This is a genomic window from Thioclava sp. GXIMD2076 (genome assembly GCF_037949795.1).
In the GTDB taxonomy this organism is placed as follows: Bacteria; Pseudomonadota; Alphaproteobacteria; order Rhodobacterales; family Rhodobacteraceae; genus Thioclava; species Thioclava kandeliae.
In genome coordinates this window covers 454,166-478,643 of record NZ_CP149932.1, presented here as the reverse complement: position 1 = coordinate 478,643, position 24,478 = coordinate 454,166, and the positions used below count along the sequence as shown (strand labels likewise).

Annotated in this window: 19 protein-coding genes; 15 read left to right on the top strand and 4 right to left on the bottom strand. The window is 63.3% G+C overall.

Annotated features, from left to right (window positions below; translation table 11 throughout):
• Positions 1 to 1,443, top strand: a complete 1,443-nt coding sequence (locus WDB91_RS02380; RefSeq protein ID WP_339113567.1) for an aspartate kinase — start codon at positions 1 to 3, stop codon at positions 1,441 to 1,443.
• A gap of 135 nt (positions 1,444 to 1,578) precedes the next feature.
• Here the strand turns inward: WDB91_RS02380 and WDB91_RS02375 are convergent, their stop codons facing one another.
• Entirely contained in the window at positions 1,579 to 2,508 is a 930-nt protein-coding gene (locus WDB91_RS02375; RefSeq protein WP_339113566.1) for an ABC transporter ATP-binding protein, read from the bottom strand.
• An 81-nt stretch (positions 2,509 to 2,589) separates the two neighbouring features.
• On the opposite strand from WDB91_RS02375, the gene WDB91_RS02370 reads away from it, so the two are divergent.
• From WDB91_RS02370 to WDB91_RS02355, 4 genes are all read left to right on the top strand, one after another.
• The gene (locus WDB91_RS02370; RefSeq protein ID WP_339113565.1) at positions 2,590 to 2,808 is read left to right on the top strand and encodes a zinc-finger domain-containing protein; all 219 of its coding nucleotides are present in this window, start codon (positions 2,590 to 2,592) and stop codon (positions 2,806 to 2,808) included.
• A gap of 103 nt (positions 2,809 to 2,911) precedes the next feature.
• Positions 2,912 to 3,331: a globin domain-containing protein gene (locus WDB91_RS02365; RefSeq protein WP_339113564.1), complete on the top strand. Its 420-nt coding sequence runs from the start codon at positions 2,912 to 2,914 to the stop codon at positions 3,329 to 3,331.
• Positions 3,332 to 3,663: 332 nt separating this feature from the next.
• Positions 3,664 to 6,510 (top strand): DNA polymerase I, encoded by a 2,847-nt coding sequence (polA, locus tag WDB91_RS02360; protein WP_339113563.1) that lies wholly within the window; start codon positions 3,664 to 3,666, stop codon positions 6,508 to 6,510.
• Positions 6,511 to 6,587: 77 nt separating this feature from the next.
• A complete protein-coding gene (locus WDB91_RS02355; RefSeq protein WP_339113562.1) occupies positions 6,588 to 7,520 on the top strand; it encodes a cation diffusion facilitator family transporter in 933 nt (310 codons plus the stop codon).
• An 18-nt stretch (positions 7,521 to 7,538) separates the two neighbouring features.
• On the opposite strand, the gene WDB91_RS02350 is transcribed toward WDB91_RS02355, so the two are convergent.
• Genes WDB91_RS02350 through WDB91_RS02340 form a run of 3 tightly spaced genes read right to left on the bottom strand, consistent with a single transcriptional unit; the run spans position 7,539 to position 9,734 of the window.
• The gene (locus WDB91_RS02350; protein WP_339113561.1) at positions 7,539 to 8,345 is read right to left on the bottom strand and encodes a glycosyl transferase; all 807 of its coding nucleotides are present in this window, start codon (positions 8,343 to 8,345) and stop codon (positions 7,539 to 7,541) included.
• 6 nt (positions 8,346 to 8,351) lie between these two features.
• Positions 8,352 to 9,146, bottom strand: coding sequence for a TIM barrel protein (locus WDB91_RS02345; protein WP_339113560.1), 795 nt, complete (start codon positions 9,144 to 9,146; stop codon positions 8,352 to 8,354).
• Entirely contained in the window at positions 9,147 to 9,734 is a 588-nt protein-coding gene (locus tag WDB91_RS02340) for a DUF1285 domain-containing protein (RefSeq protein ID WP_339113559.1), read from the bottom strand.
• A gap of 78 nt (positions 9,735 to 9,812) precedes the next feature.
• Between WDB91_RS02340 and WDB91_RS02335 the strand changes: the two genes are divergently transcribed.
• The 10 genes from WDB91_RS02335 to WDB91_RS02290 all read left to right on the top strand — a co-directional run bounded on the left by WDB91_RS02335 (position 9,813) and on the right by WDB91_RS02290 (position 24,450).
• Positions 9,813 to 10,829: a MoxR family ATPase gene (locus WDB91_RS02335; RefSeq protein WP_339113558.1), complete on the top strand. Its 1,017-nt coding sequence runs from the start codon at positions 9,813 to 9,815 to the stop codon at positions 10,827 to 10,829.
• Between the two features lie 26 nt (positions 10,830 to 10,855).
• Entirely contained in the window at positions 10,856 to 11,731 is an 876-nt protein-coding gene (locus tag WDB91_RS02330) for a DUF58 domain-containing protein (protein WP_339114437.1), read from the top strand.
• On the top strand, positions 11,731 to 14,478 hold the full coding sequence (locus WDB91_RS02325; RefSeq protein ID WP_339113557.1) for a DUF4159 domain-containing protein: 2,748 nt from the start codon (positions 11,731 to 11,733) through the stop codon (positions 14,476 to 14,478). Before WDB91_RS02330 ends, WDB91_RS02325 begins: the two co-directional genes overlap by 1 nt.
• Positions 14,478 to 16,580 (top strand): hypothetical protein, encoded by a 2,103-nt coding sequence (locus WDB91_RS02320; RefSeq protein WP_339113556.1) that lies wholly within the window; start codon positions 14,478 to 14,480, stop codon positions 16,578 to 16,580. The genes WDB91_RS02325 and WDB91_RS02320 overlap by 1 nt, the downstream gene beginning before the upstream one ends.
• Positions 16,581 to 16,679: 99 nt before the next feature.
• Positions 16,680 to 17,186 (top strand): cytochrome c family protein, encoded by a 507-nt coding sequence (locus tag WDB91_RS02315; protein WP_339113555.1) that lies wholly within the window; start codon positions 16,680 to 16,682, stop codon positions 17,184 to 17,186.
• Positions 17,187 to 17,371: 185 nt separating this feature from the next.
• On the top strand, positions 17,372 to 19,282 hold the full coding sequence (locus WDB91_RS02310) for an extracellular solute-binding protein (RefSeq protein WP_339113554.1): 1,911 nt from the start codon (positions 17,372 to 17,374) through the stop codon (positions 19,280 to 19,282).
• A 39-nt stretch (positions 19,283 to 19,321) separates the two neighbouring features.
• Positions 19,322 to 20,518, top strand: coding sequence for an ABC transporter permease subunit (locus tag WDB91_RS02305; RefSeq protein WP_339113553.1), 1,197 nt, complete (start codon positions 19,322 to 19,324; stop codon positions 20,516 to 20,518).
• 1 nt (position 20,519) lies between these two features.
• Positions 20,520 to 21,626 carry an ABC transporter permease gene (locus WDB91_RS02300; RefSeq protein ID WP_339113552.1) on the top strand — a complete coding sequence of 369 codons (1,107 nt, stop codon included), beginning with the start codon at positions 20,520 to 20,522 and terminating at the stop codon, positions 21,624 to 21,626.
• Positions 21,623 to 23,206 carry an ABC transporter ATP-binding protein gene (locus WDB91_RS02295; RefSeq protein ID WP_339113551.1) on the top strand — a complete coding sequence of 528 codons (1,584 nt, stop codon included), beginning with the start codon at positions 21,623 to 21,625 and terminating at the stop codon, positions 23,204 to 23,206. Before WDB91_RS02300 ends, WDB91_RS02295 begins: the two co-directional genes overlap by 4 nt.
• Positions 23,203 to 24,450, top strand: a complete 1,248-nt coding sequence (locus tag WDB91_RS02290; RefSeq protein WP_339113550.1) for a glycosyltransferase — start codon at positions 23,203 to 23,205, stop codon at positions 24,448 to 24,450. Before WDB91_RS02295 ends, WDB91_RS02290 begins: the two co-directional genes overlap by 4 nt.
• The last annotated feature ends 28 nt before the right edge of the window (positions 24,451 to 24,478 follow it).

Here is a 24,478-nt window from a genome sequence, read left to right as displayed (position 1 = left end):
ATGGCCAGTGCACCGCAATATCCCGCTCATACCGTCGAGAAGATCGGTGGCACGTCGATGAGCCGTGTGCGCGAACTGCGCGACACGTTGTTCATCGGCACACGCGAGGGCGCAGACATTTACGGGCGCGTCTTCGTGGTCTCGGCCTTCGGCGGCATCACCAACCTGCTTCTTGAGCACAAGAAGACCGGCGAGCGCGGGGTCTATGCCCGTTTCGCCGATGCCGATAACGATCACGGCTGGCTGGAAGCGCTGGATAGCGTGGCGCAGGCCATGGGAGAGGCGCATCGCAAGGTGCTCGACCATCCCGCCGATCTGGGCGCGGCTGACAGTTTCGTGCGTGACCGGATCGATGGTGCGCGCAACTGCCTGATCGATCTCGGAAGACTGTGCTCCTACGGGCATTTCCGTCTGTCGGACCATATGCTGGCCATGCGCGAGATGCTGTCGGGGCTGGGCGAGGCACATTCGGCCTATGTCACCGCGCTGATGTTGCAACGCGCGGGCGTGAACGCGCGCTTCGTGGACCTGTCGGGCTGGCGTGAAGAGGCGGAATACGATCTCGAGGACCGCCTGAAGGCGGGGCTCGCGGGCGTGGATCTGACCTCCGAGATGCCGATCGTCACGGGCTATGCCCAATGCGTCGAGGGGCTGATGGCCGAGTTCGACCGTGGCTATTCCGAAGTGACCTTCTCGCGCTTGGCGGCTCTGACCGGCGCGCGCGAGGCGATCATCCATAAGGAATTCCACCTGTCCTCGGCGGATCCCAACCTTGTGGGTCAGGAGGCCGTGCGCAAGCTGGGCCATACCAATTATGATGTGGCGGACCAGCTGTCGAATATGGGGATGGAGGCGATCCACCCCAAGGCGGCCAAGGCGCTGCGTCAGGCCGAGGTGCCTTTGCGCGTGACCAACGCCTTCGAGCCGGAGGATCCGGGCACGCTGATCGATGACAAACCGGCGGATACTCCAGCGGTCGAGATCATCACTGGCCTAGATATCCTCGCCCTCGAGTTGTTCGAGCAGGATATGGTGGGGGTGAAGGGCTATGATGCCGCGATCCTCGAGGTGCTGACGCGCCATGATGTGCGTATCATCTCCAAGGCGTCGAATGCCAATACGATTACCCATTATGTCGATTGTTCGCTGAAAGTGGCGCGGCAGGTGGAGAAGGACCTGAACCGGATCTACCCCTCGGCCAAGGTCTCGGCGCGGCCTCTGGCGATGGCCTCGATCATCGGGCGCGATCTGAACGGGCTCTCCACGCTGACACGCGGGCTGCAGGCGATTGCGGCGGCAGGCCATGAAGCGCTGGGCGCGACGCAGGGTCCGCGCAATGTGGATGTGCAGTTTGTGCTGGAGCGCCCGAGCCTGAAGCCGGTGATTGCGGCGCTGCATGGCGAGTTTATCGCGCCTTGCGAGCTGCAACTGAAAGCGGCCTGAGGGCGCTTTCCCGACCAGGTTTCCCGTTGCGGGGAAGGGGGCACCTTTCGGGGTGCCCTTTTTTGTTCTGAGGGGGGCGGTTTTGCCGCGGCCATCGAGGCCCCGACAAAACCGGTCGGGGGCGTTGCCCCCTCCCTAGCGGCCCGAGGTGAGGGAGAGGAACACGTCTTCCAGATCGGCCTCGGTGGTTTTGACATCGGCGATCTCGATATTGGCGGCGCGGACCGCATCGAGAATGGCATTGGCCGAGGTCTGGTGGCGGTTATAGTCGAACGCCAGCAGCCCGTCGGCGCGACGGTTGAGCTGCACACCCTGCGGCAGGGTAATGTCGGGCGCATCATTCATCGGCGTGATCAGCATGGTCTTGGCATCCATCTGGGCCAGCAGCGCCTCGGTCCTGTCGCGCACGATCAGCTCGCCATGATTGATGATGGCGATCTCGTCGCACATCTCCTGCGCCTCTTCCAGATAATGCGTCGTGAGGATGATCGTCATCCCCTGCTCGTTGAGTTTGCGGACATTGCGCCAGAGCATGTTGCGCAGCTCGATATCCACCCCCGCCGTTGGCTCATCCAGAACGAGAATCCGCGGCTTGTGGACCAGCGCCTTGGCCAGCAGCAGGCGGCGCTTCATCCCGCCCGAGAGGCTGCGGGCATAGGTCTCGGCCTTATCTGCGAGGCCCACCAGTTCGAGGATTTCGTCGGTCCAGCGCTCGGCCTTGGGCACACCGTAAAGCCCCGCCTGTAATTCCAGCAGATCGCGCGGTTTGAAGAACGGGTCCATGTTGATTTCCTGCGGCATCACCCCGATGGCCGCGCGCGACTGGCGGGGGTTCTCGTCCTGATCGAAGCCCCAGATTTTCACCGAACCTGCGCTTTTGCGCACAAGCCCTGCGAGGATATTGATCGTGGTCGATTTTCCCGCGCCGTTGGGGCCGAGGAGGCCGAAGATCGAGCCTTCGGGGATATCGAGGTCCAGCCCTTTCAGCGCCTCTTTCGGGGCGGCGTGACGCGAGCCCGCGTAAGTTTTGCGTAAACCTTTGATCTCGATTGCCGATCCTGCCACTTGCCGGTCCTTTTCGCCTTGCTGTATCATAGGCCCCAGAACAGGGCACCTTTGCCTGACCTCAATATAGTGGAGCTATCGATGACCGCCACCACCCAGACCGAAACGACCCCCGCTGTAACCGCTCCCGATGCGCCCGAAACCGAGGTCGTGACCTCTTGGAAAGTGTGCTGTGATGGCGGTGTGGGGGCCTTGGGCCATCCGCGTGTCTGGCTGTCGATCCCCCATGACACCGGCTTTGTCGAATGCGGCTATTGCGACAAGAAATATGTGATCGACCGCGCCAAAGCGGGACATTGATCCGCCGCGCGATTCAAATTTGAGTCAACGGGCGTTTCGGTCTTAGGTCTTCGTTAAACAGCCGTCTTCTACTCTCACCCTAGAGTTGAAGCGGAGTTGTGTCGTGCTGGACCAGTCGACTGTTGCGATCGTGCGGGAAAGTTATGCGCTGGCGCTGTCGCGCAGGCCCTGCCTGATGCAGGATTTCTATTTGTTCCTGCTGGCGCGCCACCCCGATCTGGAGCCGCTCTTTCCCCGCTCGCTCGCAAGGCAGGCTGACAAGTTCTCGGGGGCGCTGCAGCTCCTGCTTTCCTATGCCAACGCGCCCGACGATCTGTCGCGGGCGCTGCGCCGGCTCGGGCGGGACCATCAGGGCTATGGGGCGCGGCCCGAGCATTATCCCGCGGTGGTCGATGCGCTGGTCGAGACATTGGCGATCCAGCTGGGCCGCGACTGGACTGAGTCATATGAAACAGCGTGGCGCGGACTTCTGGGATTTGTCGGTGCCGAGATGCTGGCAGGTGCGGCTGACGCGGCCGCCTGAGGTCCGGTAGCCCGAGGTCCGGGATATCGCACCCCGACTGGCCTTCGGGCATTGGCGGTCGGCCATGTGCCGGTGGTTGCAGTCCGGCCCTACGGGGCCTGCCCCCTGATCCGCGCGGCGGCTGCCCCGTCCGTTGTCCCGTCCGCTCCACAGGCTCCGCTTTCGCCGGACCACAGCCGATCCTCCCGTTCTTCCCATCGCCGGTTGCGGCGCCCGAACCATGCGGGCGACGGGCGCAAAAGAAAGTCCCGTCAGAACTGGAAGAAAGATGCGGATCATGCCAATAACGTCTCGGAATACGGGTATGTAGAAGCTGACCGAAGGGAAGAAAAATGGCGGAAGGTTTTGGCAAGGGGTGCCACCTGCATCTGATCGATGGATCGGCGTTTATCTTCCGAGCCTATCACGCGCTCCCGCCACTGACGCGTAAATCCGACGGGCTGCCGATCGGGGCGGTGTCGGGGTTCTGCAACATGCTCTTCAAATATGTCGAAGAGGCCAAGGGCTCGGACGCGCCCACCCATGTGGCGGTGATCTTCGACAAGGGCAGCCATACGTTCCGCAATGATCTCTATGACCAGTATAAGGCCAATCGGGATGCCATGCCCGAGGATTTGCGCCCGCAGATCCCGCTGACGCGCACGGCTACCGAGGCGTTCAATATCGCCTGCAAGGAATTGGCGGGCTATGAGGCCGATGACATCATCGCCACTCTCGCGCGTCAGGCACGCGAGGCCGGTGGCCGTGTGACGATCCTCAGCTCCGATAAGGATCTGATGCAGCTGGTGGGCGGCGGTGTCGAGATGCTGGACCCGATGAAGAACGTCCAGATCGGCCCCGACGAGGTCGAGAAGAAATTCGGCGTCACCCCCGATAAGGTCATCGACGTGCAGGCGCTTGCAGGCGATTCGGTCGATAATATTCCGGGCGCTCCGGGGATCGGTATCAAGACGGCGGCGCTCCTGATCAATGAATTCGGTGATCTGGAGACCCTTCTGGAGCGCGCGGGAGAGATCAAGCAGCCCAAGCGCCGCCAGACCCTGATCGACAATGCCGAGCAGATCCGCCTGTCGAAGAAACTGGTGACGCTTGATCCCGAGACGCCTATCGATTTCACGCTGGACGATCTCGAGGTCCGCGATCCCGAGCCAGCGACGCTGATGAAATTCCTCAACGAGATGGAATTCCGCACGCTGACCCGCCGTGTCGCCGAGAAATCCGGCACCACGCCGCCACCCGCGCCAGAGCCCGTGGCGCAAGCCGCGGGCGGGGCCGCCGAGGCGGGGGGGAGCGCAGTGACCCTCCCCGAAGCGGCCCCCTTCACCCCCGAGACCTACGTGCACATCAAGGATGCCGCGACGCTTGCCAAATGGCTTGATCGCGCCCGCGCATGCGGCTGGCTCGCCATCGATACCGAGACCACCTCGCTGGACGAGATGCAGGCCGAACTGGTTGGCGTCTCGCTGGCCATCACCCCCAACGAGGCCGCCTATCTGCCGCTCGGTCATACCGAGGGCGGCGATGATCTCTTCGGCGGTGCCCAGCTTGCGCCCGAACAGATGGACCTCAAGGAGGCGCTCGCGCTTCTCAAGCCCGTGCTGGAAGACCCCTCGATCCTCAAGATCGGGCAGAATATGAAATACGATTTCAAGATCCTCGCCCGCCACGGCATCCGCATGGCGCCGATCGAGGATACGATGCTGCTGTCCTACTCGCTTCATGCAGGGCTGCATGGCCACGGCATGGACACGCTTTCGGACCGCTACCTCGGCCACCAGCCGATCCCGATCAAGGATCTGATCGGTTCGGGGAAATCCCAGATCACCTTCGACAAGGTGCCCGTCGACAAGGCCGTGGCCTATGCCGCCGAGGATGCCGATATCACCCTGCGCCTGTGGCAACTGTTCAAGCCGCAGCTCCACACCCAGAAGGCCACCACCATTTACGAGACCGAGGAACGCCCGCTCGTGCCGGTTCTGGCCGATATGGAGATGGCGGGCGTGAAGGTCGATGCCTCGGTGCTGGCGCGCATGTCCAATGTCTTTGCCCAGAAGATGGCCCAGCTTGAGGACGAGATTACCGAGATCGCGGGCCAGAAATTCAATGTGGGGTCGCCCAAGCAGCTGGGCGAGATCCTGTTTGACGTGATGGGCGTCGAGGGTGGCAAGAAGGGCAAGACCGGCGCCTATTCGACCGGCGCGGATGTGCTCGAAGACATCACCACGATGGAAGACCGCAACCCCGCAGCCGCCAAGCTGGCCTCGGCGGTGCTGGACTGGCGCGGGATCTCCAAGCTGAAATCCACCTATACGGATGCGCTCCAGAACCATGTGAACCCTGAAACGGGCCGCGTCCATACCTCCTATTCCATCGCGGGGGCCAACACGGGACGGCTCGCCTCGACCGACCCGAACCTGCAGAACATCCCCGTTCGCTCCGAAGAGGGCCGCCGCATCCGCGAGGCGTTTGTGGCCCCCGAAGGCCGCCGGATCGTCAGCCTCGACTATAGCCAGATCGAGCTGCGCATCCTTGCCCATGTGGCGCAGATCGATGCGCTGAAACAGGCGTTCCGCGAGGGCGTGGACATTCACGCGATGACCGCCTCGGAGATGTTCAACACGCCGCTCGAGGGCATGGATCCGATGATCCGCCGTCAGGCCAAGGCGATCAATTTCGGCGTCATCTATGGTATCTCGGGCTTCGGCCTCGCGCGCAATCTGCGGATTCCTCGCGCCGAGGCGCAGGGCTTCATCGACCGCTATTTCGAGCGCTTCCCCGGTATCCGCCAATATATGGACGACACTACCGCCTTTGCCAAAGAGCATTCCTATGTGGAAACGCTCTTCGGGCGCCGGATCAACACCCCCGAGATCAATGCCAAAGGTCCGGGGGCGGGCTTTGCCAAACGCGCCGCCATCAACGCGCCCATTCAGGGGGCGGCCGCCGATATCATCCGCCGTGCCATGGTGCGCATGCCCGAGGCGATCAGGGGCATTGATGCGACCATGCTGTTGCAGGTTCATGACGAACTCATCTTCGAGGTGGCCGAGGCCGATGTGGACCGGCTCATCGCCACGGCGCGCGCCGTCATGGAAGGGGCGGCCGAGCCTGCGGTGAAGCTCGACGTGCCGCTGATCGTCGATGCGGGGCAGGGCATGTCCTGGGCCGAGGCGCATTGATCACAGGACCGTGATGCGCGGACTGGCTGTTCATCGGCCAGCTGCGCGCTAGGGTGGGGTGTAAAGGGAGGCTACGCATGCCGCACGATCACCATCATGGTCATTCACATGACCACGGGCACCACCATCACCATCATCTCGACCCCGATAGCGGCGACAAGGCGGTGATCTGGGCGGTGGCGATCAATATGGCGCTGACGGTCGCGCAGGTCGTAGGCGGAGCGCTGGCGGGGTCCATGGCCTTGGTGGCCGACGGGGTGCATAATTTCTCCGATGCGGCAGCGCTGATCCTTGCGTTTGGGGCCCGGCGTCTGGCGCGGCGCGGCCATGACGCGGCCATGACCTTCGGCTGGTCCCGCGCCGAAGTGCTGGCCGCCTTCACCAATTACATCACGCTGATCCTGATCTCGATCTGGCTGGTGGTCGAGGCGGTGGGCCGCATGATCGACCCGCCGGAGGTTGAGGGCTGGACGGTGCTGATCCTCGCGGGGCTGGCGCTGGTGGTCGATCTGGGCACCGCCGCTCTGACCTTCAAACTTTCGAAAGACAGCCTCAATATCCGCGCGGCCTTCCTGCACAATCTGGCCGATGCAGGCGCATCGGTGGCCGTCATCATAGGCGGCGCGGTCATCCTGATCTGGGACTGGCGCATGGTCGACCCGATCCTGACTGTGCTGATTTCGGTCTTCATCCTGTGGCATATCTTTGGCGATCTCAAACCCGTCACCCGCATCCTGATGCTGGGCGCGCCTGCCGCGCGTGACACCTCCGAGGTCAAGGAGGCGCTCGGCCAGATCGAGGGGGTCGTCGGGGTCCACCATGTCCATCTATGGCAGATCGACGAGAAGCGGACCTCGTGCGAGGCGCATCTGGTGCTGGCGGAGGGCGCGGATTACGCGCAGACCATCGCGCGGGCCAAGGCGATGCTGGTCTCGCGGTTCGGACTGACCCATGTCACGCTGGAGCCCGAGAGCCCCGCTCTGGGCTGTGCCGATACACAGCCCGCCTGAGACAGAGCGGCCCGAGAGTTACTCGCGCCACGCCTCCTCGATCCACGGGGTAGGTTTCATGAAATGGCGCAGATAGCGGAAGGCCGAGCCCTCGTTGGCCGGACGGTTCGGGAAATTGGCGAGGTGGTCGCGCAGGGTGAACCCCTCGCGCCCCTGCCAGCCGCCCTCGATCGCCGTTTGCGGATAGACCCCGCCCGGGAAGATCACGACCCGCGCATCGGGGTGCTTGCGCGCGGGCAGCATCCAGTTGAGCGGGAAGGTCGGCAGGCATTGATAGCGGAAATGCTGCACCCAGTTTTTCGGGAAGAGGTCGATCCCCCCCGGCGCATTGCGGGTCACGAAACGCTGCTCGTAGACATATTCCTCGGCGACCCCCAGCGGATCAGCGCAGAATTTCTCCTGCAACGGCAGGAGTTTGCCCACGGGGAAGCGGAAGCAGGAGGTCTGGCCCAGCCGTTCGAAAGGTTTGGCGGGGTTGCGTGACAGAACCACGCCATCAGGGTCGCCATAGGTAAAGAGATCATCGAGCGATCCGGTGATTACCAGATCCAGATCGAGAAACAGCACATTCCCTTTCAGGCTGCCCAGCTTCGGCCCCCAGAGGCGCGATTTCGGCCAGATGCCCTTTTTTGTCTTGGGGATCTCGATCGGGATCTCGGGCAGCGGCTCGGTCAGCACCTCGGGGCGGATGCCCTCGGGATTGTCGCAAAAGCAGGTGAAGGTGAAAGGCGGCGTGATATTGCGCGCGACCATGGCATAGAGGCGATTGATGAAGGGAGGCCCGTATTTGGTGCCCCAATTGATGCAGATCACCTGTTTGATCATGGCGCTCTAGCCTTTCGCCTTGCGGGGCCGCCCCCGTGCCTTCTTGGGGGCAGGCTCCTCGGAAGGGGCATCCCCGATGATGCGTCTCAGCCATGCCAGCCCGCCTTCGGTGGTCTCGCGTGGTGTGTAACTGGCGCAGACATAGCCCTTATAGCCGGCCGCGTCGAGATGGGCGCATAAACCGGCCAGATCCATGTCATTGGGCTCTTGCCCGTCGGCGCCCGCCAGTCGGATATGACCGAGCTTTGGCAGATACGGGGTTATTTCGGCCAGTGGGTCGCACCCTTGCGCCAGAATGGCCCCGAGATCGGCCGAGAGCGCGAGATTTTTGGCGCCCACCGTTTCCAGCACGCCCGCACAGGCATCCAGATCTGGCAGGGGGCTTTGCGCCCCTTCCGGCCCGATCAGGAAACGGGCCTTGGGATGGGTCTTGCAGGCGGCCTTCAGATTGGCAGCCAATACACCCGGATCGGCCTCCGGCCCCGCAACCAGCGTCAAAAAGCCGGATTTCAGCACATCGGCCACCCTGAGCGCGCGCTTGAGATCGCGCAGAAAACGGTCTTCCTGCCCCGCCACGCCTGCAAAACCGGGCAGCCCGCCAGTATAATTGGGCGGCGGCGCATCGAGGCCGGTCCAGAAAAGATCGTTCATCACCAGCTGGTAGCGCAGATCCGAGGCGGGCGCATCATAGGGGCTGCGCATCTCGACCGCGTCGAAACCGGCGGATTTGGCGGCAGAGAAACGGGTCATCAGCGGGCGGTCGGAAAACAGATGATCCAGATCGGCTGCAAATTTCGGCATTCAGAGCTCCGCCATGGGGATGATGGGGAAGAATCGGTGTTCCGACCACAACCCTAACCAGTCTTCTTCACCATGTTTCCCGCTTTGCGCGAGGTCAACCAGCCGGTAGAAAGTTTTCCGGTCGATCAGCGCCTCGAGCCCGCGCCGGATATGGATATAGGGCGAGGGCTCGCCCGAAGCGTCGAAGCTTATGCGGATCGGATGTTCAGGCCCTGCGGTGACCTCGTCGCCCACATTGGTGCGAAACCGCAGGCTTTGTGCCTCGCCTGCGCCGACCGCCTCGGCATCCACCGCAACAAAGGGTGCATCCACCACACGGATGCCCACCTTTTCGACGGGCGTGACCAGAAAGTAATCATCGCCCTCGCGTTTCAAAATCGAGGCAAAGAGTTTTACCAGTGGCTCGCGGCCGATGGGTGTGCCAAGATAGAACCAAGTCCCGTCGCGCCGGATCTCGATATCCAGATCGCCACAGAATGGCGGATCCCACAGATGCACCGGCGGCGGCCCCTTTTTTGCTGCCTCCCCGGCCGCGGCCGCGAGGCCATCGGCGCTAGGTGTCTTCACAGGCTTGTGTGTCTCAGTCATGCAGCCTCAAGAATTAGCTATTTGGTTTTGGGGTGTAATCTGGTTTTCTATACCTAATACTTTTCGCGGAGCATTGTCATGACCGAGCCTACAGATCTTGTTGCTGAAATCGAAACGCTTGGCACGAAGCTGATGGAGGCCAAAGCCTCGGTCAACAAGCGCTTCATAGGGCAGGAGAGGGTGGTCGAACTGGTTCTGGCCTCGATGCTGTCGGGGGGGCATGCGCTTTTGATGGGCTTGCCCGGTCTGGGCAAGACGATGCTGGTGGATACGTTGTCTACCGTGATGGGGCTGAAATCGAGCCGCATCCAGTTCACGCCAGATCTGATGCCCGCCGATATTCTGGGCTCCGAGGTGCTCGAGACCGCAGCCGATGGCTCGCGAGCCTTCCGCTTCCTTGAGGGGCCGGTCTTCTGCCAGCTCCTGATGGCTGACGAGATCAACCGCGCGAGCCCGCGCACCCAGTCGGCGCTGTTGCAGGCGATGCAGGAGCAGGAGGTCTCGATTGCTGGCGAGAGCCGTCCGCTGGGGCGTCCGTTCCATGTGCTGGCCACCCAGAACCCGATCGATCAGGAGGGCACCTATCCGCTGCCCGAGGCGCAGCTTGACCGTTTCCTCGTGCAGGTGAATGTGGTCTATCCCGACCGCGCGACCGAGCGCGAGATCCTGCTGGCGACGACGGGGGCCGAAATGGGCGAGGCCCATGAGGTTTTCACCCCCGAGGAGCTTCTCAAGGCGCAGCGCCTTGTGCGGCAGATGCCGGTGGGCGAGAGCGTGGTCGAGATGATCCTCGATCTGGTGCGTGCCTGCCGCCCGAATGAACCCGATGCCTCGGCACTGGTGCAGGACAAGCTCAGCTGGGGTCCGGGCCCGCGGGCGGCACAGGCGCTGATGCTGACGGTGCGCGCACGCGCGCTGATGAACGGGCGGCTCGCGCCTTCGGTCGAGGATGTGCTGGCGATGGCCGAGCCCATTCTGGTGCACCGTATGGCGCTTAGTTTCTCGGCACGGGCGCGGGGGGATGACCTGACCAAGATCATCGCGGCCGTGGCCGAAGAAGTGGCGTCCAAAGCCATGAAAGAAGCTGCGGCGTGAGCGCAACCGGCTCCCCGGCAACCGTTCTGGGCCTGCGGCAGGCGGCCGATCAGGAAGCTTCCACCCTGCCGCCCCTGATGCTGGCCGCCGAGCAACTGGCGCGCACGGTGCAGATGGGGTTCCACGGCAAGCGCCGTGCGGGGATGGGCGAGGAATTCTGGCAATACCGCCCCATGCATGCGGGCGACGAGGCCCGCTTCGTGGACTGGCGGCGCTCGGGGCGGTCGGACGCGCAATTCGTGCGCGAGCGCGAATGGCAGCTGGCGCAGACGCTGCATCTATGGGTCGATGATGCGGCTTCGATGCGGTTTACCGGCATGGAAACCGGCCGTGCGGCACGGCCCGAGAAGGGCGCGCGGGCACGGCTTCTGGCGCTGGCGCTGGCAATTTTGTCGGTGCGCTCGGGCGAACGTGTCGGGCTGACCGGAGCACTGGTGAACCCCAAGCCGGGACGCGGGCAGATCATGACCCTGGCGCAGATGATGTCGCAGGCGGGCGAGGTCGATGACTATGGCATCCCCGAGACCTCCGCTGTGCGGGCGCAGTCCAAGGTGGTGTTCCTGTCGGATTTCTTGGGCGACCCGCAGCGGATGGCCGAAAGCCTGCGGCGGTTGTCGGGGCGCGGGGTGACAGGGGTGATGTTGCAGGTGCTGGACCCTGTCGAGGAGGATTTCCCCTTCGATGGCCGCACCATATTCGAATCCATGTCGGGCAGCCTGCGCCACGAGACCCGCAAGGCGGGTGATCTGCGCGAGCGCTACCGGCTGCGTCTGGCCGAGCGGCGCGACCGTCTGGCGCAGATGGCCCATGCGGCGGGCTGGCAGTTCGGCACCCATCACACGGGCGAGACGGCACAGGCCGCGCTCTTGTGGCTGCATTCGGCACTGGAAAGGGGGCGCTGATGTGGGGTCTTGGACCTGTCGGATTTACCGCGCCGTGGCTCCTTCTGGGGCTGATCGCGCTGCCGGTTCTGTATCTGCTGTTGCGGGCCACGCCGCCCGCGCCGGTGCGCCGCCGCTTTCCGGGGGTGGCGCTTCTGCTGGGCCTTTCGGATGAGGAGGTGCAGGCCGCGCGCACGCCATGGTGGCTGATGGCGCTCAGGATGCTGGCCGTGGCCGCCGCGATCATCGGTTTTGCGGGACCGGTGCTGAACCCCGTGATGTCCGCGCATGGCACTTCGGGGCCGCTGGTCATCCTGACCGATGGCAGCTGGGCCTCGGCGCGGGACTGGGCGCGTCGTCAGGAGCGGATCTCGCAGGCATTGACGCAGGCGCAGGCCGACGGTCGGCCCGTGGCGCTGATCTCGCTGAGCGATCCCCCGCCCGAGCCGCCGCCTTTTGTGAATGCCGATACGGTGGCGCGGGGGCTCGCGGGGGTGAAGCCTGTGGCATGGGAGCCGCAGGATACTGATCCGGCAAAGATTCTGCCGCAGGGGAATTTCGAGACGCTGTGGATTTCGGACGGGCTCGACCGCCCGGGCCGGGCACGCCTGACGCAGGCGCTGCAGGCGCGGGGGCCACTGACCGTCTGGCAATCGGGCGCGCCGGTGATCGCGCTGGGGCATGCCAAGATCACCGATGGTCAGGTCGAGGTTCCGGTGAACACCCAGGCCCCGCTGACCGCGACCATCGAGGTCACGGCCATCGGGCTCGACCCTAACGGGATCGAGCGGGAACTGGCCCGTGTGCCGGTCGGGATGGCGGGCGTTGCGGGCATGGCGCGGTTCGATCTGCCGCCCGAGCTGCGCAACCGCGTGAGCCGTTTTGCCGTGGCGGGCATCCGCTCGGCGGGGGCTGTGAGCCTGACCGATGATGCGGTCAAGCGGCGCAAGGTGGCGCTGGTCTCGGGGACCAATTCGCAGGAGGGGCTGGAGCTTCTGGACCCTGCGCATTATCTGCGCGAGGCCCTGAAACCCACCGCAGATCTGATCGAGGGGACGCTCGATGACGTGCTGGTGGCAAATCCCGATGTGATCATTCTGGCCGATGTGGCCGAGATCTCCGCGCCCGACCGTCTGGCGGAATGGGTGGAGGAAGGGGGCCTTCTGGTGCGCTTTGCCGGTCCGCATATGGCTGCGGCCGATCTGAGCAACGATCCCCTGCTGCCGGTGCATCTGCGGGCGGGCGGGCGCTCGATCGGGGGCACCATGAGTTGGGGCCAGCCGCGCGCGCTTGCGCCATTTCCGGCGGGCTCGCCCTTCGAGGGGCTGACCGTGCCGCCCGATGTCACCGTGAAGGCACAGGTGATGGCCGACCCCTCTCCCGATCTGGCCGATCGCACGATTGCGGGGCTGGCCGATGGCACGCCTCTGGTGACGCGCTCTGAGCTGGGTGACGGGCAGATCGTGCTCTTCCATGTGGCGGCCGATGCCGAATGGTCGACGCTGCCGCTTTCGGGGCTGTTCCCGCAAATGCTTGAACGGCTTGCGATTTCCAGCCGCCCCACGCAGCCCGATCCGGGGGAGCTGGCGGGCACCACATGGGTGCCGCAAAAGCTGATCGACGGGTTCGGGCGGTTGTCGACCGCAGAGAATGCCGGCGGTGTGGCGGGCGAGAAACTGGCCGAAGGACCTGCCGGACCGGATCTGAAGCCGGGCCTCTATACCGCCGATGACCGTGCGATTGCGCTCAATGCGGTGGCGCCCGACAGGGTGCTCAAGCCCGCGCTATGGGCCGCTGACATTCCCGTGGAGGGAGCGCAGACACAGGAGGCACGGCCGTTGAAAGGTGTGATACTGGGGCTGGCCCTGCTGGCGCTTCTCGTGGATATTCTGGCCTCGCTTTTCGTGTCTGGCAGGCTTTCAGGGCCGCGGGCGCAGCGTCTGGCGGGCATTGCGATCGTGGCGCTGGCGGTGGGGCTGATGGCGCCCGATGCGCGGGCACAGGAGGAAAAGATGCCGGTGGACCGTGCCATCGAGGCCGCGTCCAATGTGGTGCTGGCCCATGTGGTGACGGGCGATGCCGAGGTCGACCGGATCGCGCAGGCGGGGCTTCAGGGGCTGTCGGATACGCTTTTTGCGCGCACCACGGTCGAGCCCTCGACGCCGATGGCGCTGAACCTCGAAACCGATGATCTGGCGCTGTTTACCTTCATCTACTGGCCCGTGACGGCTGACGAGCCCGCACCCAGCCCCCAAGCCTATGCGAAACTCAACCGGTTTCTGCGCGGCGGCGGCATGATCCTGTTCGATACGCGCGATGCAAATATGGCGGGGATGGGCAACTCGCCCGAGGGGCAGCGGCTGAAGGCGCTGGCCGCGCCGCTCGATATTCCGCCGCTCACGCAGATCCCGCCCGATCATGTGCTGACGCGGACCTTCTATCTCCTGAATAGTTTCCCCGGCCGATATGACGGGCCGATCTGGGTCGAGGCGGCCAATCCGCAGGCGGCGCAGGCCGAGGGAATGCCGTTCCGCGACCTCAATGACGGCGTGACGCCGGTGGTCATCGGCGGCAACGATTGGGCAGGTGCCTGGGCGGTGGATGCACGCGGCGCGCCGATGCTGCCGGTGGGACGCGGGATGGGCGGAGAGCGCCAGCGCGAGATGGCGTTGCGGTTCGGGGTGAACCTCATCATGCATGTGCTCACCGGCAATTATAAATCCGATCAGGTGCATGTGCCCGCACTTCTGGAAAGGCTCGGTCAGTAATGAACACCCTCTCGGTGATCTGGGCGCCTCTGGTGCCATGGGAAATTCTGGCCATTGCGGGCGCGATCTGCGTAGTGCTGCTGGGCTTTGCGGTCTGGCGGGGCCTGCGCGGATGGATCCTGCGCGGTCTGGCGCTCGGCGTGATCCTGTTGGCCATTGCCCAGCCCTCGATCCAGACGGAGGAGGGCAAGAGCCTCTCGGATATCGTCTTCCTGCTCGATGACCGCTCGTCGAGCCAGAAACTCTCGGATCGGGCCGAGCAGACCGATGAGGCCGTGGCGAACCTCACCCGCCAGATCGAGGCGCGGCCCAATACCGAGTTGCGCCGGATCACGGTGGGCGATGCGCCCGATAATGCCGGATCGCTTCTGGGCTCGGCCATGGCCGAGGCGTTGGCTGCCGAGCCGCGTGCGCGGGTGGCGGGGGCGCTGATGGTCACCGACGGGCAGGCGCATGACGCGGCCCTGATGCCAGATCTGCCCGCGCCCCTTCAGGTGCTGCTGACGGGCCATAAAACCGATTGGGACCGCCGTCTGGTGATCCAGTCCGCGCCGAGTTTCGGGATCATCGGCGAGCCGGTCTCGATCCGGCTGAAGGTCGAGGATATGGGGCAGGTGCCCACGGATGCGCCCAAGACTGCCGAGCTGAAGATCGCCATCGATGGCGCTTCGCCGCAGAGCTATCAGGTCAATGTGGGCGAGGATCTGGAACTGCCGCTGACGCTCGATCATGGCGGGCAGAATGTGGTGCAGTTCTCGCTGACGCCGGTGGCGGGCGAGCTGACCGACCGCAATAACGAGGCCGTGGTGCAGATGAACGGGGTGCGTGACAGGCTGCGCGTGCTTCTGGTCTCGGGCGAGCCGCATGCGGGCGAGCGCACATGGCGCAACCTGCTGAAATCGGATGCGGCGGTCGATCTGGTGCATTTCACTATCCTGCGTCCGCCCGAAAAGCAGGACGGGGTGCCGGTATCGGAACTGTCGCTGATCGCTTTCCCGACGCGGGAGCTGTTTGTCGAGAAGATCCATGAGTTCGATCTGATCATCTTCGACCGTTATGCGGCGCGAGGGATCCTGCCGCAGGGCTATTTTGCTAATATCGCGCAATATGTGCGTGATGGGGGCGCGGTGCTGGTTTCGGCGGGGCCGGAATTCGCCACCGTCGAGAGCCTCTGGCAGACGCCGTTGAAAGATATCCTTCCGGCACGTCCCACGGGGCGGGTCTTCTCGGAAAGCTACCTGCCGCGCCCGACCGAGCTGGGGCTGCGCCATCCGGTGACGGCAGGGCTGACGGGGGCACCGCCAGTGGATCCGTCCAAGGATGGCGAGGCGCCGCATTGGGGCCATTGGCTGCGCCAGATCGAGCTGGGTGATGTGACCGGCGAGACGGTGATGACCGGTGCCGAGGGCTCGCCCTTGCTGGTGATGAGCCGCGAGGGCAAGGGGCGCGTGGCGCTTCTGGCTTCCGATCAGGCATGGCTGTGGGATCGCGGCTATGATGGCGGCGGGCCGCAGCTGGAGCTGCTGCGCCGGATCGCGCATTGGGAAATGAAGGAGCCCGAGCTGGAGGAAGAGGCGCTCTTTGCCGAGGTCCAGCCCGGATCACTGGGCTTTACCATCGTGCGCCGGAGCATGGCCAAAGAGGCGGGGCCTGTGACCATCACCGGCCCCGATGGCACCAGCACGACGGTTGCGCTGCAGGAGACCGCACCGGGGCGCTTTACAGCGCAATGGACCGCGCCCGAGGCAGGGCTCTACCGGCTGAAACAGGGCGATCTGGAGCGGGTTGTGGCGCTGGGTCCGGCCAGCCCGCGTGAATACGAGCATACGATCGCCTCGGGCGATGTGCTGGCGCAGGCGGTGGCGGGCTCGAACGGCGGCGTGACGCGGCTCGAGGATGGCATCCCGCAGATCCGCACCGTGCGCGAGGGGCGGCCCTCGGCAGGCACCGGCTGGATCGGGATCACGCCGCGTGGAGCCTCGGAAGTGGCCGATATCCGCGTGATGCCGGTGCTGCCGCCTTGGGCATGGCTGGTGCTGGCGGCGCTGCTGAGCATCGGGGCATGGCTCTGGGAAGGGCGAGGCAGGCGGCGCAGGACCTGAGCGGATTTCGGGACAAACATGATCTCGGTCAAAGTGCTCACCTTCCGGTGAGGGTAGATGATCGTTATATTATGATGATGATCCATCCCGGGACGAGCGATGTTCACACTTACTAACCTTATCAAAACGGTGCTCGGTCTGGCGGGCGCGCTGGTGTTTTTCCTGATCGGAAGCTGGGCGGCGCAGGCGCTTTACACCGTGGGCGGCGATGTGGAGACGGCGGGCATGTCGGATGCACCTGGCGGGTTGATCGGCGGCGAGGCGGCCGCCCCTGCAGCGCCTGTAGAGGTGATCGCGATGGGCGAGGGGGATCCTGCCGCAGGGGCCAAGGTGTTCAACAAATGCAAGGCCTGCCACAAGGTGAATGGCACCAATGGCGTTGGTCCGCATCTGGATGGTGTGGTGAACCGCCCCGTGGGCTCGGCGGAGGGCTTCAACTACTCGGCGGCTCTGCAAAACCACGGGGGGAGCTGGGATTACGCGGCACTTGATGCGTGGCTGAGCGACCCCAAAGCCTATGCGCCGGGCAACAAGATGACCTTCGCGGGGCTGAAAAAAGCGGAAGACCGCGCCAATGTGGTCGCCTATCTCGAAAGTCTTCAATAAGCCGACGCACCATAGTTCCGAAGGGCCGCATCCCACGCGGCCCTTTTTTCATGCCCCTGCTTCACAATTTTGCTGTTTGACAGGGAAAATCATGATTTCACAGGCCTTTCACAGAGAAGCAACTTGATAGCAGCCCGTTCCGCCCTTTACCTATATTCAAGGGAAATCACGCAAAGGGGATAGGAATGCCGGAACGGACGAGGGCCTATGCGCAGCCGAAGGGAATGCGGCGGTATCTGATGCCTTTCGCCATGATGGCGGCCTTGGGGACACCCGCAGTCGCACAAGATGTGGCAGGTGAGGTGAGCGAGGCGCAGGAGGGCGGCCAGACAGTGATCTCGGCCTATGGCATCTCGACCCTGAACGACCTGAAATATCCGGCGGATTTCAAACATCTGGACTATGTGAACCCCGGTGCACCCAAGGGCGGCGAGATCTCGGAATGGACCACGGGATCGTTCGATAATTACAATCCCTATTCCATTCAGGGCCGTGCGGCAGCGTTGTCTTCGGCGCCGCAGGAAAGCATCCTTGCGACGACTGCCGATACCGTGGGGCAGGCCTATTGCCTGATGTGCACCACGATGGACTATCCCGAGAGCAAGGACTGGGTGACCTTCCATCTGCGTGAGGGCATCACCTTCTCGGATGGCACGCCGATGAGCGCTCGAGATATCCTCTTCTCCTACGAGCAGCTGCGTGATTACGGGCTGTCGAGCTTCCGTCAGGTGCTGGAGCAACAGGTGGCGAAGGCCGAGGTGATCGACGACAGGACGATCAAATTTACCTTCACCCCCGATGCGCCGCGCCGTGACATCATCCAGCTGGTGGGCGGGCTGCCGGTGTTTGAACAAAAGCAGTTCGAACGGCTGGGTCTGACGCTCGACAAGACCTTCCCAGAGGCGCTGGTGGGCACCGGCCCCTATATGTATGACAGCGACAAGAACAACCGCACGATCACATGGAAGCGCAATCCCGACTATTGGGGCGAGGATCTGCCGATCAATGTGGGGCGCAACAATTTCGACAAGCTGCGCATCGAGTATTTCGGCGATTACAACGCGGCATTCGAGGCGTTCAAGGCGGGGATCTATACCTTCCGCAACGAGGCGTCGTCCAATACATGGGCCACGGGCTATACCTTCCCTGCCGTCGAGAACGGGCAGGTGATCAAGACCGAGCTACCCAATGGCAATGTGGCCTCGGGTCAGGCGTTCCTGCTGAACATGCGCCATCCGGTCTTTGAAGACCCGAAAGTGCGCGAGGCCGTCGGGCTTGCCTTCAATTTCGAATGGTCGAACAAAACGCTGTTCTACGGGCTCTACGAACGGGTGAATTCGATCTGGGAGAACTCGTCTCTGGAGGCGACCGGCAAACCCTCACCCGAAGAGCTGAAGATCCTCGAGCCGTTGAAGGCCGATCTGCCCGAAGGCGTGCTGACCGATGATGCGGTGATGGCGCCGGTCTCGGGGGATCGCCCGCTCGACCGTAAGAACCTGCGCAAGGCCGCCAAGCTCCTTGAGGAAGCGGGCTGGATCGTGGGCGATGACGGGCTGCGCCGCAAGGATGGCAAGGTGCTGCATATTGATATTCTCAATGACAGCCAGAGCTTCGACCGGATCATCAACCCCTATATCGAGAATCTCAAACAGCTGGGAATCGAGGCGGTTAACGAGCGGGTCGATGACGCGCAATATCAAAACCGCCAAAGAAGCCACGACTATGACATGATCACCAGCCAGATCGGGCAGGACCTGCTGCCGGGCTCGGGGCTACAGCAGTATTTCGGCTCTAAATCCACAGGCGATGTGTTCAACGGGATGGGCCTTGCTAATCCGGCGGTTGACAAGCTGATCACGCTGGTCGAGCAGGCGCAGACCGAGGACGAGCTGACCACCCGCGTCCATGCGCTGGACCGCGTGCTGCGGGCGATCCGCTTCTGGGTGCCTCAATGGTACAAGAACACTTATACGGTCGCTTATTATGATATGTATGACCACCCCGAGACCCTGCCGCCCTATTCGCTGGGCGAGATGGATTTCTGGTGGTATGACGCCGCAAAAGCAGAAAAACTGAAGGCCTCCGGCGCGCTGTAACGCGGGTCGGGGCACGGGCAGAAAGGGGCGAGGCCACTTATGGGCGCCTATATCCTGAAGCGGTTGCTTCTCGTGATACCGACACTTCTCGGGATCATGATCGTGAACTTCACCCTGACGCAATTTGTGCCCGGTGGCCCGATCGAGCAGATCCTCGCGCGGGTCGAGGGATCGGGCGATAGCATGCGCAACCTCACGGGCGGCGGCGATGCCGGTGCCGGTCAGGGGGGCGTAGAAGAGGGCGGCTATCAGGGTGCGCGGGGCATCTCGCCACAGCAGCTTGCCCAGCTCGAGGTGCAGATGGGCTTCTCGCGCATCGTCTGTGATGCGAGCCATCAGGGCGAGCCTACCATCGGCGCCCCCGGCTGCACCACCGAGAAAATCGGCGCGGTCGAGCGGTTCTTCATCATGATGGGCCATTACCTGACCTTCGATTTCGGCAAGAGCTATTTCCACAACGAGACCGTGATGCAGCTGATCATGGAGAAGATGCCGGTCTCGATCACGCTGGGGCTCTGGTCGACGCTTCTGGCCTATCTGATCTCGATCCCGCTGGGCATCCGCAAGGCGGTGCGCGATGGCACGTCCTTCGACACATGGACCTCGGCGGTGATCGTGGTGGCCTATGCCATTCCGGGGTTCCTGTTTGCGGTGCTTCTGCTGGTGCTATTCGTCTCGGGCAACTGCTTCCATATCCCGTTTGTCCCCGAAAGCTGGAACCCGACCTGTTACAGGCTGTTCCCGTTGCGCGGCCTGACCTCGGATAATTTCGATGCGCTGAGCACCTTGGGCAAGGCCAAGGATTACCTCTGGCATATCGTGCTGCCGATTACGGCAATCACGATCTCCAGCTTCGCCACGCTGACGCTTCTGACCAAGAACTCCTTCCTCGACGAGATCAACAAGCAATATGTCGTTACCGCCCGCGCCAAGGGCCTGACCGAACATCGCGTGCTTTACGGCCATGTGTTCCGCAATGCGATGCTGATCGTGATCGCGGGCTTTCCGGCGACCTTCCTTGGCGTGTTCTTCGGCTCCTCGATCATCGTGGAGACGATCTTCTCGCTTGATGGCTTGGGGCTTCTGGGCTTTCAGGCGGCGGTCGAGCGCAATTATCCGGTGATCTTCGGCACGCTCTATGTCTTCGGGCTGATCTCGCTGGTCGTGGGGATCCTGTCGGACCTGATGTATGTCTTTGTCGATCCACGGATCGATTTCGAGAAGAGGGGTGGCTGAGATGGCTCTCTCTCCGCTGAACCAGCGCCGCTGGGCCAATTTCAAGGCCAACCGTCGGGCGCTCTGGTCGCTGATCATCTTCACGGTGCTCTTTATCGCCTCGCTCTTTGCCGAGGTGCTGGCCAATGACAAACCGATCGTGGTGAACTATCAGGGGCATTACTATTTCCCCGCCTATAAGTTCTATCCCGAGACGGCCTTTGGCGGCGATTTCCGCACCGAGGCCGTTTACCGCGAGCCCGAGGTGCAATGCCTGATTGTCACGGGCGGCAACGAGGCCTGCTGGGATGACCCTGACGCCTATATGAAAGAGGCGCAGGAGAAGGGCACCGTTGATGGCGAGAAGGTCGATACTGGTTGGATGATCTGGCCGCCGATCCGGTATAATTACCGCACGATCTCCAACGATGCCCCTGCGTTCTCGCCCCCCGATGGCGAGCACTGGCTGGGCACTGACAATACTGCCCATGACGTCCTGGCGCGGGTGATCTACGGCTTCCGCACCTCGATCCTGTTCACGCTGATCGTCACCGGCGTGGGCTCGCTGATCGGGATCGCGGCGGGGGCGGTGCAGGGCTATTTCGGCGGCAAGGTCGATATTGTCTTCCAGCGGCTTCTGGAGATCTGGGCCTCGACGCCCTCGCTCTATGTCATCATCATCCTCTTCGCCATTCTGGGACGGAGCTTCTGGCTTCTGGTCTTTGTCTCGATCCTCTTCGGCTGGCCCGCCTTGGTGGGGGTGGTGCGCGCCGAGTTCCTGCGGGCACGGAACTTCGAATATGTCCGCGCCGCGCGCGCTCTGGGCGTGACCGACGGCACGATCATGCGCCGCCATATCCTGCCCAATGCGATGGTCGCGACGCTGACCATGCTGCCCTTTGTCGTGACCGCGACGATCTCGATGCTGGCCTCGCTCGATTACCTCGGCTACGGGCTGCCCTCCTCGGCGCCCTCGCTGGGCGAACTCGCGCAGCAGGGCAAGGAGAACCTGCAGGCCCCGTGGCTCGGACTCTCGGCCTTCTTCACATTCGCGGCCATGCTGTCACTTCTGATCTTCATCTTCGAGGGTGTGCGTGATGCCTTCGACCCGCGCAAGGTGTTCCAATGACCACGATCCTCGATGTCAAAGACCTCAAGATCAGCTTCGGTCGCGGGCCGGAGGTGGTGAAAGGCGTAAGCTTCACCGTGGCCGAGGGAGAGACCGTGGCGCTGGTGGGCGAGAGTGGTTCGGGCAAGTCGATCACCGCGCTGTCCTCGGTGCAGCTTCTGGGGCCGAATGCCCATCTGACAGGATCTGTGCGCTATAAGGGCCAAGAGATGGTTGGCGCCCCCGAACGCCTTCTGCGCAAGGTGCGCGGCAATGATATCAGCTTCATCTTCCAGGAGCCGATGACCTCTCTCAATCCCCTCCATACGCTGGAAAAACAGCTGGGCGAGAGCTTGGCGCTGCATCAGGGGGTGCGGGGCGCACAAGCCAAGGCGCGGATCATCGAGCTTTTGGATAAGGTTGGCATCCCCGATCCCGAGAGCCGTCTGGCCGATTATCCGCACCAGCTTTCGGGTGGGCAGCGCCAGCGGGTGATGATCGCGATGGCACTGGCCAATGGGCCGGATCTGCTGATTGCAGACGAGCCGACCACCGCGCTTGATGTGACGATCGAGGCGCAGATCCTCGAACTGCTTGCGGATCTGAAACGCGATATGGGGATGAGCCTTCTGTTCATCAGCCATGATCTGGGCGTGGTGCGCCGCATCGCCGACCGTGTCTGCGTGATGCAGAATGGCGAGATCGTCGAGCAGGGGACAGCCGAGGAGATCTTCGCTAATCCTCAGCACCCCTATACGCGCAAGCTTCTGGCGGCCGAACCCAAAGGCACTGCCGAGCCTGTACCCGAAGGTGCGCCCGAGCTGGTGCGCACCGAGGATCTCAAGATCTGGTTTCCGGTCAAGCGCGGGCTTTTGCGCAAGGTCACCGGCCATGTGAAGGCCGTCAATGGCGCATCGCTTTCGGTGCGGGCAGGGGAAACCTTGGGCATTGTGGGCGAGTCGGGCTCGGGCAAGACCACGCTGGCATTGGCCATCATGCGGCTGATCGAGAGCGATGGGCCGATCATCTATGCGGGCGAGAATATCGCCGCATGGGAAGGCAAGCGCCTGCGCGCACTGCGCCGCGACATGCAGATCGTGTTCCAGGATCCGTTCGGCTCGCTCAGCCCGCGGATGACTGTCGAGCAGATCATCGCCGAGGGGCTGACCGTGCACGGGGTCGAGCCTGGTCGTGACCGCACCGAGATGGTGGCCGAGATCATGACCGAGGTCGGTCTGCCCCCCGAAGCGATGCATCGCTATCCGCATGAGTTTTCGGGCGGGCAGCGCCAGAGGATCGCCATTGCGCGCGCCATGATCCTGCGCCCCAAGGTGGTGGTGCTCGACGAGCCGACCTCGGCACTCGACATGACGGTGCAGGTGCAGATCGTCGACCTTTTGCGCGATCTACAGCGCAAGCACGGGCTGGCCTATCTTTTCATTAGTCACGATTTACGGGTGGTTAGGGCCTTGAGTCATAAGGTGATGGTGATGAAACGCGGCGAAGTGGTCGAGCAGGGGCGAGCGGAGGATGTCTTCGCCAACCCGAAATCCGGCTATACCCGCGACCTTATGGCCGCAGCCCTCGGAGAGACTGTTTGAAAATCCTCTTTGTCCACCAGAACTTTCCGGGCCAGTTTCCGCATCTGGCCCCGGCCTTGCAGGCGCGTGGACATGAGGTGACGGCCCTGACGGCGGAAAATAACAACCGCCCCTCGCCGGTGAGAGTGGTCAAATATCGTGAACCGCAAGAGATCACATTGTCCTCGCGGCTGACCCGCATGTATGCGCAGGTCTCCGAACGCGGGTTGCGAGCGGCACGGGCCGCGCGCCAGATGCGCCGCGATCATGGCTACGTGCCGGATGTGATCTTCGGCCATCCCGGCTGGGGCGAGACGCTCTATCTGCGCGAGATATGGCCCGAGGCGCGGCTGCTGGTCTATGGTGAGTTGATGTATCGGACAACGGGGCTCGATACCGATTTCGACCCCGAATTCGCCCGCGACGGGTTCGACAGCCGGATCTCGACAGTGGCGCGCTCTGCCCATCTGATCCAGACTATCGCCCAGGCGGATGCCGCCCTCTGTCCGACGCAATTCCAGGCCGATACCTTTCAACCCGAATTCCGTTCCAAGATTACGGTCTGTCATGATGGGGTGGATACCGACAGGCTCTGCCCGGACCCGAATGCTGTCTTCGAGATCCCCGAAAAGGGGGTGAGCTTCCGGCCGGGGGATGAGGTGATCACCTTCGTGAACCGCTCGCTCGAACCTTACCGCGGGTACCACAGCTTCATGCGGGCGCTGCCCGATGTGCTGGCGGCACGGCCCCAAGCGCATGTGCTGATCGTCGGCGAGGAGGGGCAGAGCTATGGTGCGGCGCCAACAGACGGGATCAGCTGGAAGGAACGCTACCTGAACGAGGTGCGCGACCGGCTGGATCTGGCGCGTGTGCATTTTCTGGGCCGCATCCCCTATGACAGATATATCAAGATGTTACAGGTCAGTCGCGTGCATGCCTATCTGACCTATCCCTTCGTCCTGAGTTGGTCGCTGATGGAAAGCATGAGCGTGGGCTGTCATGTCATCGGCTCGGATACTGCGCCTGTGCGGGAGATGATCCGCCATGGCGAGACCGGCCATCTGGTTGATTTCTTCGATATCAAGGGCTGGTCCGCACGGCTGACCGAGGCGCTTTCCTCGTCCGAAAGATTCATTCCGCAACGGGTGGCCGCGCGCCGCGCGATGGTGGAGCGCTATGATCTCAAACGCTACTGCCTGCCGAGACTGGTGGAGTTCGTCGAGACGGCTGGACAGGGGCCGGGCCGCGCGCTTCCAGCGTCCTGAAATATCCCGGGGGGGCCGAATTGCAGCG

What these genes read in the sequence shown, in the direction of transcription:
- WDB91_RS02380 (WP_339113567.1), top strand. Translation starts at nt 1, where the DNA reads ATGGCCAGTGCACCGCAATATCCCGCTCATACCGTCGAGAAGATCGGT.
- WDB91_RS02370 (WP_339113565.1), top strand. Translation starts at nt 2,590, where the DNA reads ATGACCGCCACCACCCAGACCGAAACGACCCCCGCTGTAACCGCTCCC.
- polA (WP_339113563.1), top strand. Translation starts at nt 3,664, where the DNA reads ATGGCGGAAGGTTTTGGCAAGGGGTGCCACCTGCATCTGATCGATGGA.
- WDB91_RS02355 (WP_339113562.1), top strand. Translation starts at nt 6,588, where the DNA reads ATGCCGCACGATCACCATCATGGTCATTCACATGACCACGGGCACCAC.
- WDB91_RS02350 (WP_339113561.1), bottom strand. Translation starts at nt 8,345, where the DNA reads ATGATCAAACAGGTGATCTGCATCAATTGGGGCACCAAATACGGGCCT.
- WDB91_RS02345 (WP_339113560.1), bottom strand. Translation starts at nt 9,146, where the DNA reads ATGCCGAAATTTGCAGCCGATCTGGATCATCTGTTTTCCGACCGCCCG.
- WDB91_RS02340 (WP_339113559.1), bottom strand. Translation starts at nt 9,734, where the DNA reads ATGACTGAGACACACAAGCCTGTGAAGACACCTAGCGCCGATGGCCTC.
- WDB91_RS02335 (WP_339113558.1), top strand. Translation starts at nt 9,813, where the DNA reads ATGACCGAGCCTACAGATCTTGTTGCTGAAATCGAAACGCTTGGCACG.
- WDB91_RS02325 (WP_339113557.1), top strand. Translation starts at nt 11,731, where the DNA reads ATGTGGGGTCTTGGACCTGTCGGATTTACCGCGCCGTGGCTCCTTCTG.
- WDB91_RS02320 (WP_339113556.1), top strand. Translation starts at nt 14,478, where the DNA reads ATGAACACCCTCTCGGTGATCTGGGCGCCTCTGGTGCCATGGGAAATT.
- WDB91_RS02315 (WP_339113555.1), top strand. Translation starts at nt 16,680, where the DNA reads ATGTTCACACTTACTAACCTTATCAAAACGGTGCTCGGTCTGGCGGGC.
- WDB91_RS02310 (WP_339113554.1), top strand. Translation starts at nt 17,372, where the DNA reads ATGCCGGAACGGACGAGGGCCTATGCGCAGCCGAAGGGAATGCGGCGG.
- WDB91_RS02305 (WP_339113553.1), top strand. Translation starts at nt 19,322, where the DNA reads ATGGGCGCCTATATCCTGAAGCGGTTGCTTCTCGTGATACCGACACTT.
- WDB91_RS02300 (WP_339113552.1), top strand. Translation starts at nt 20,520, where the DNA reads ATGGCTCTCTCTCCGCTGAACCAGCGCCGCTGGGCCAATTTCAAGGCC.
- WDB91_RS02295 (WP_339113551.1), top strand. Translation starts at nt 21,623, where the DNA reads ATGACCACGATCCTCGATGTCAAAGACCTCAAGATCAGCTTCGGTCGC.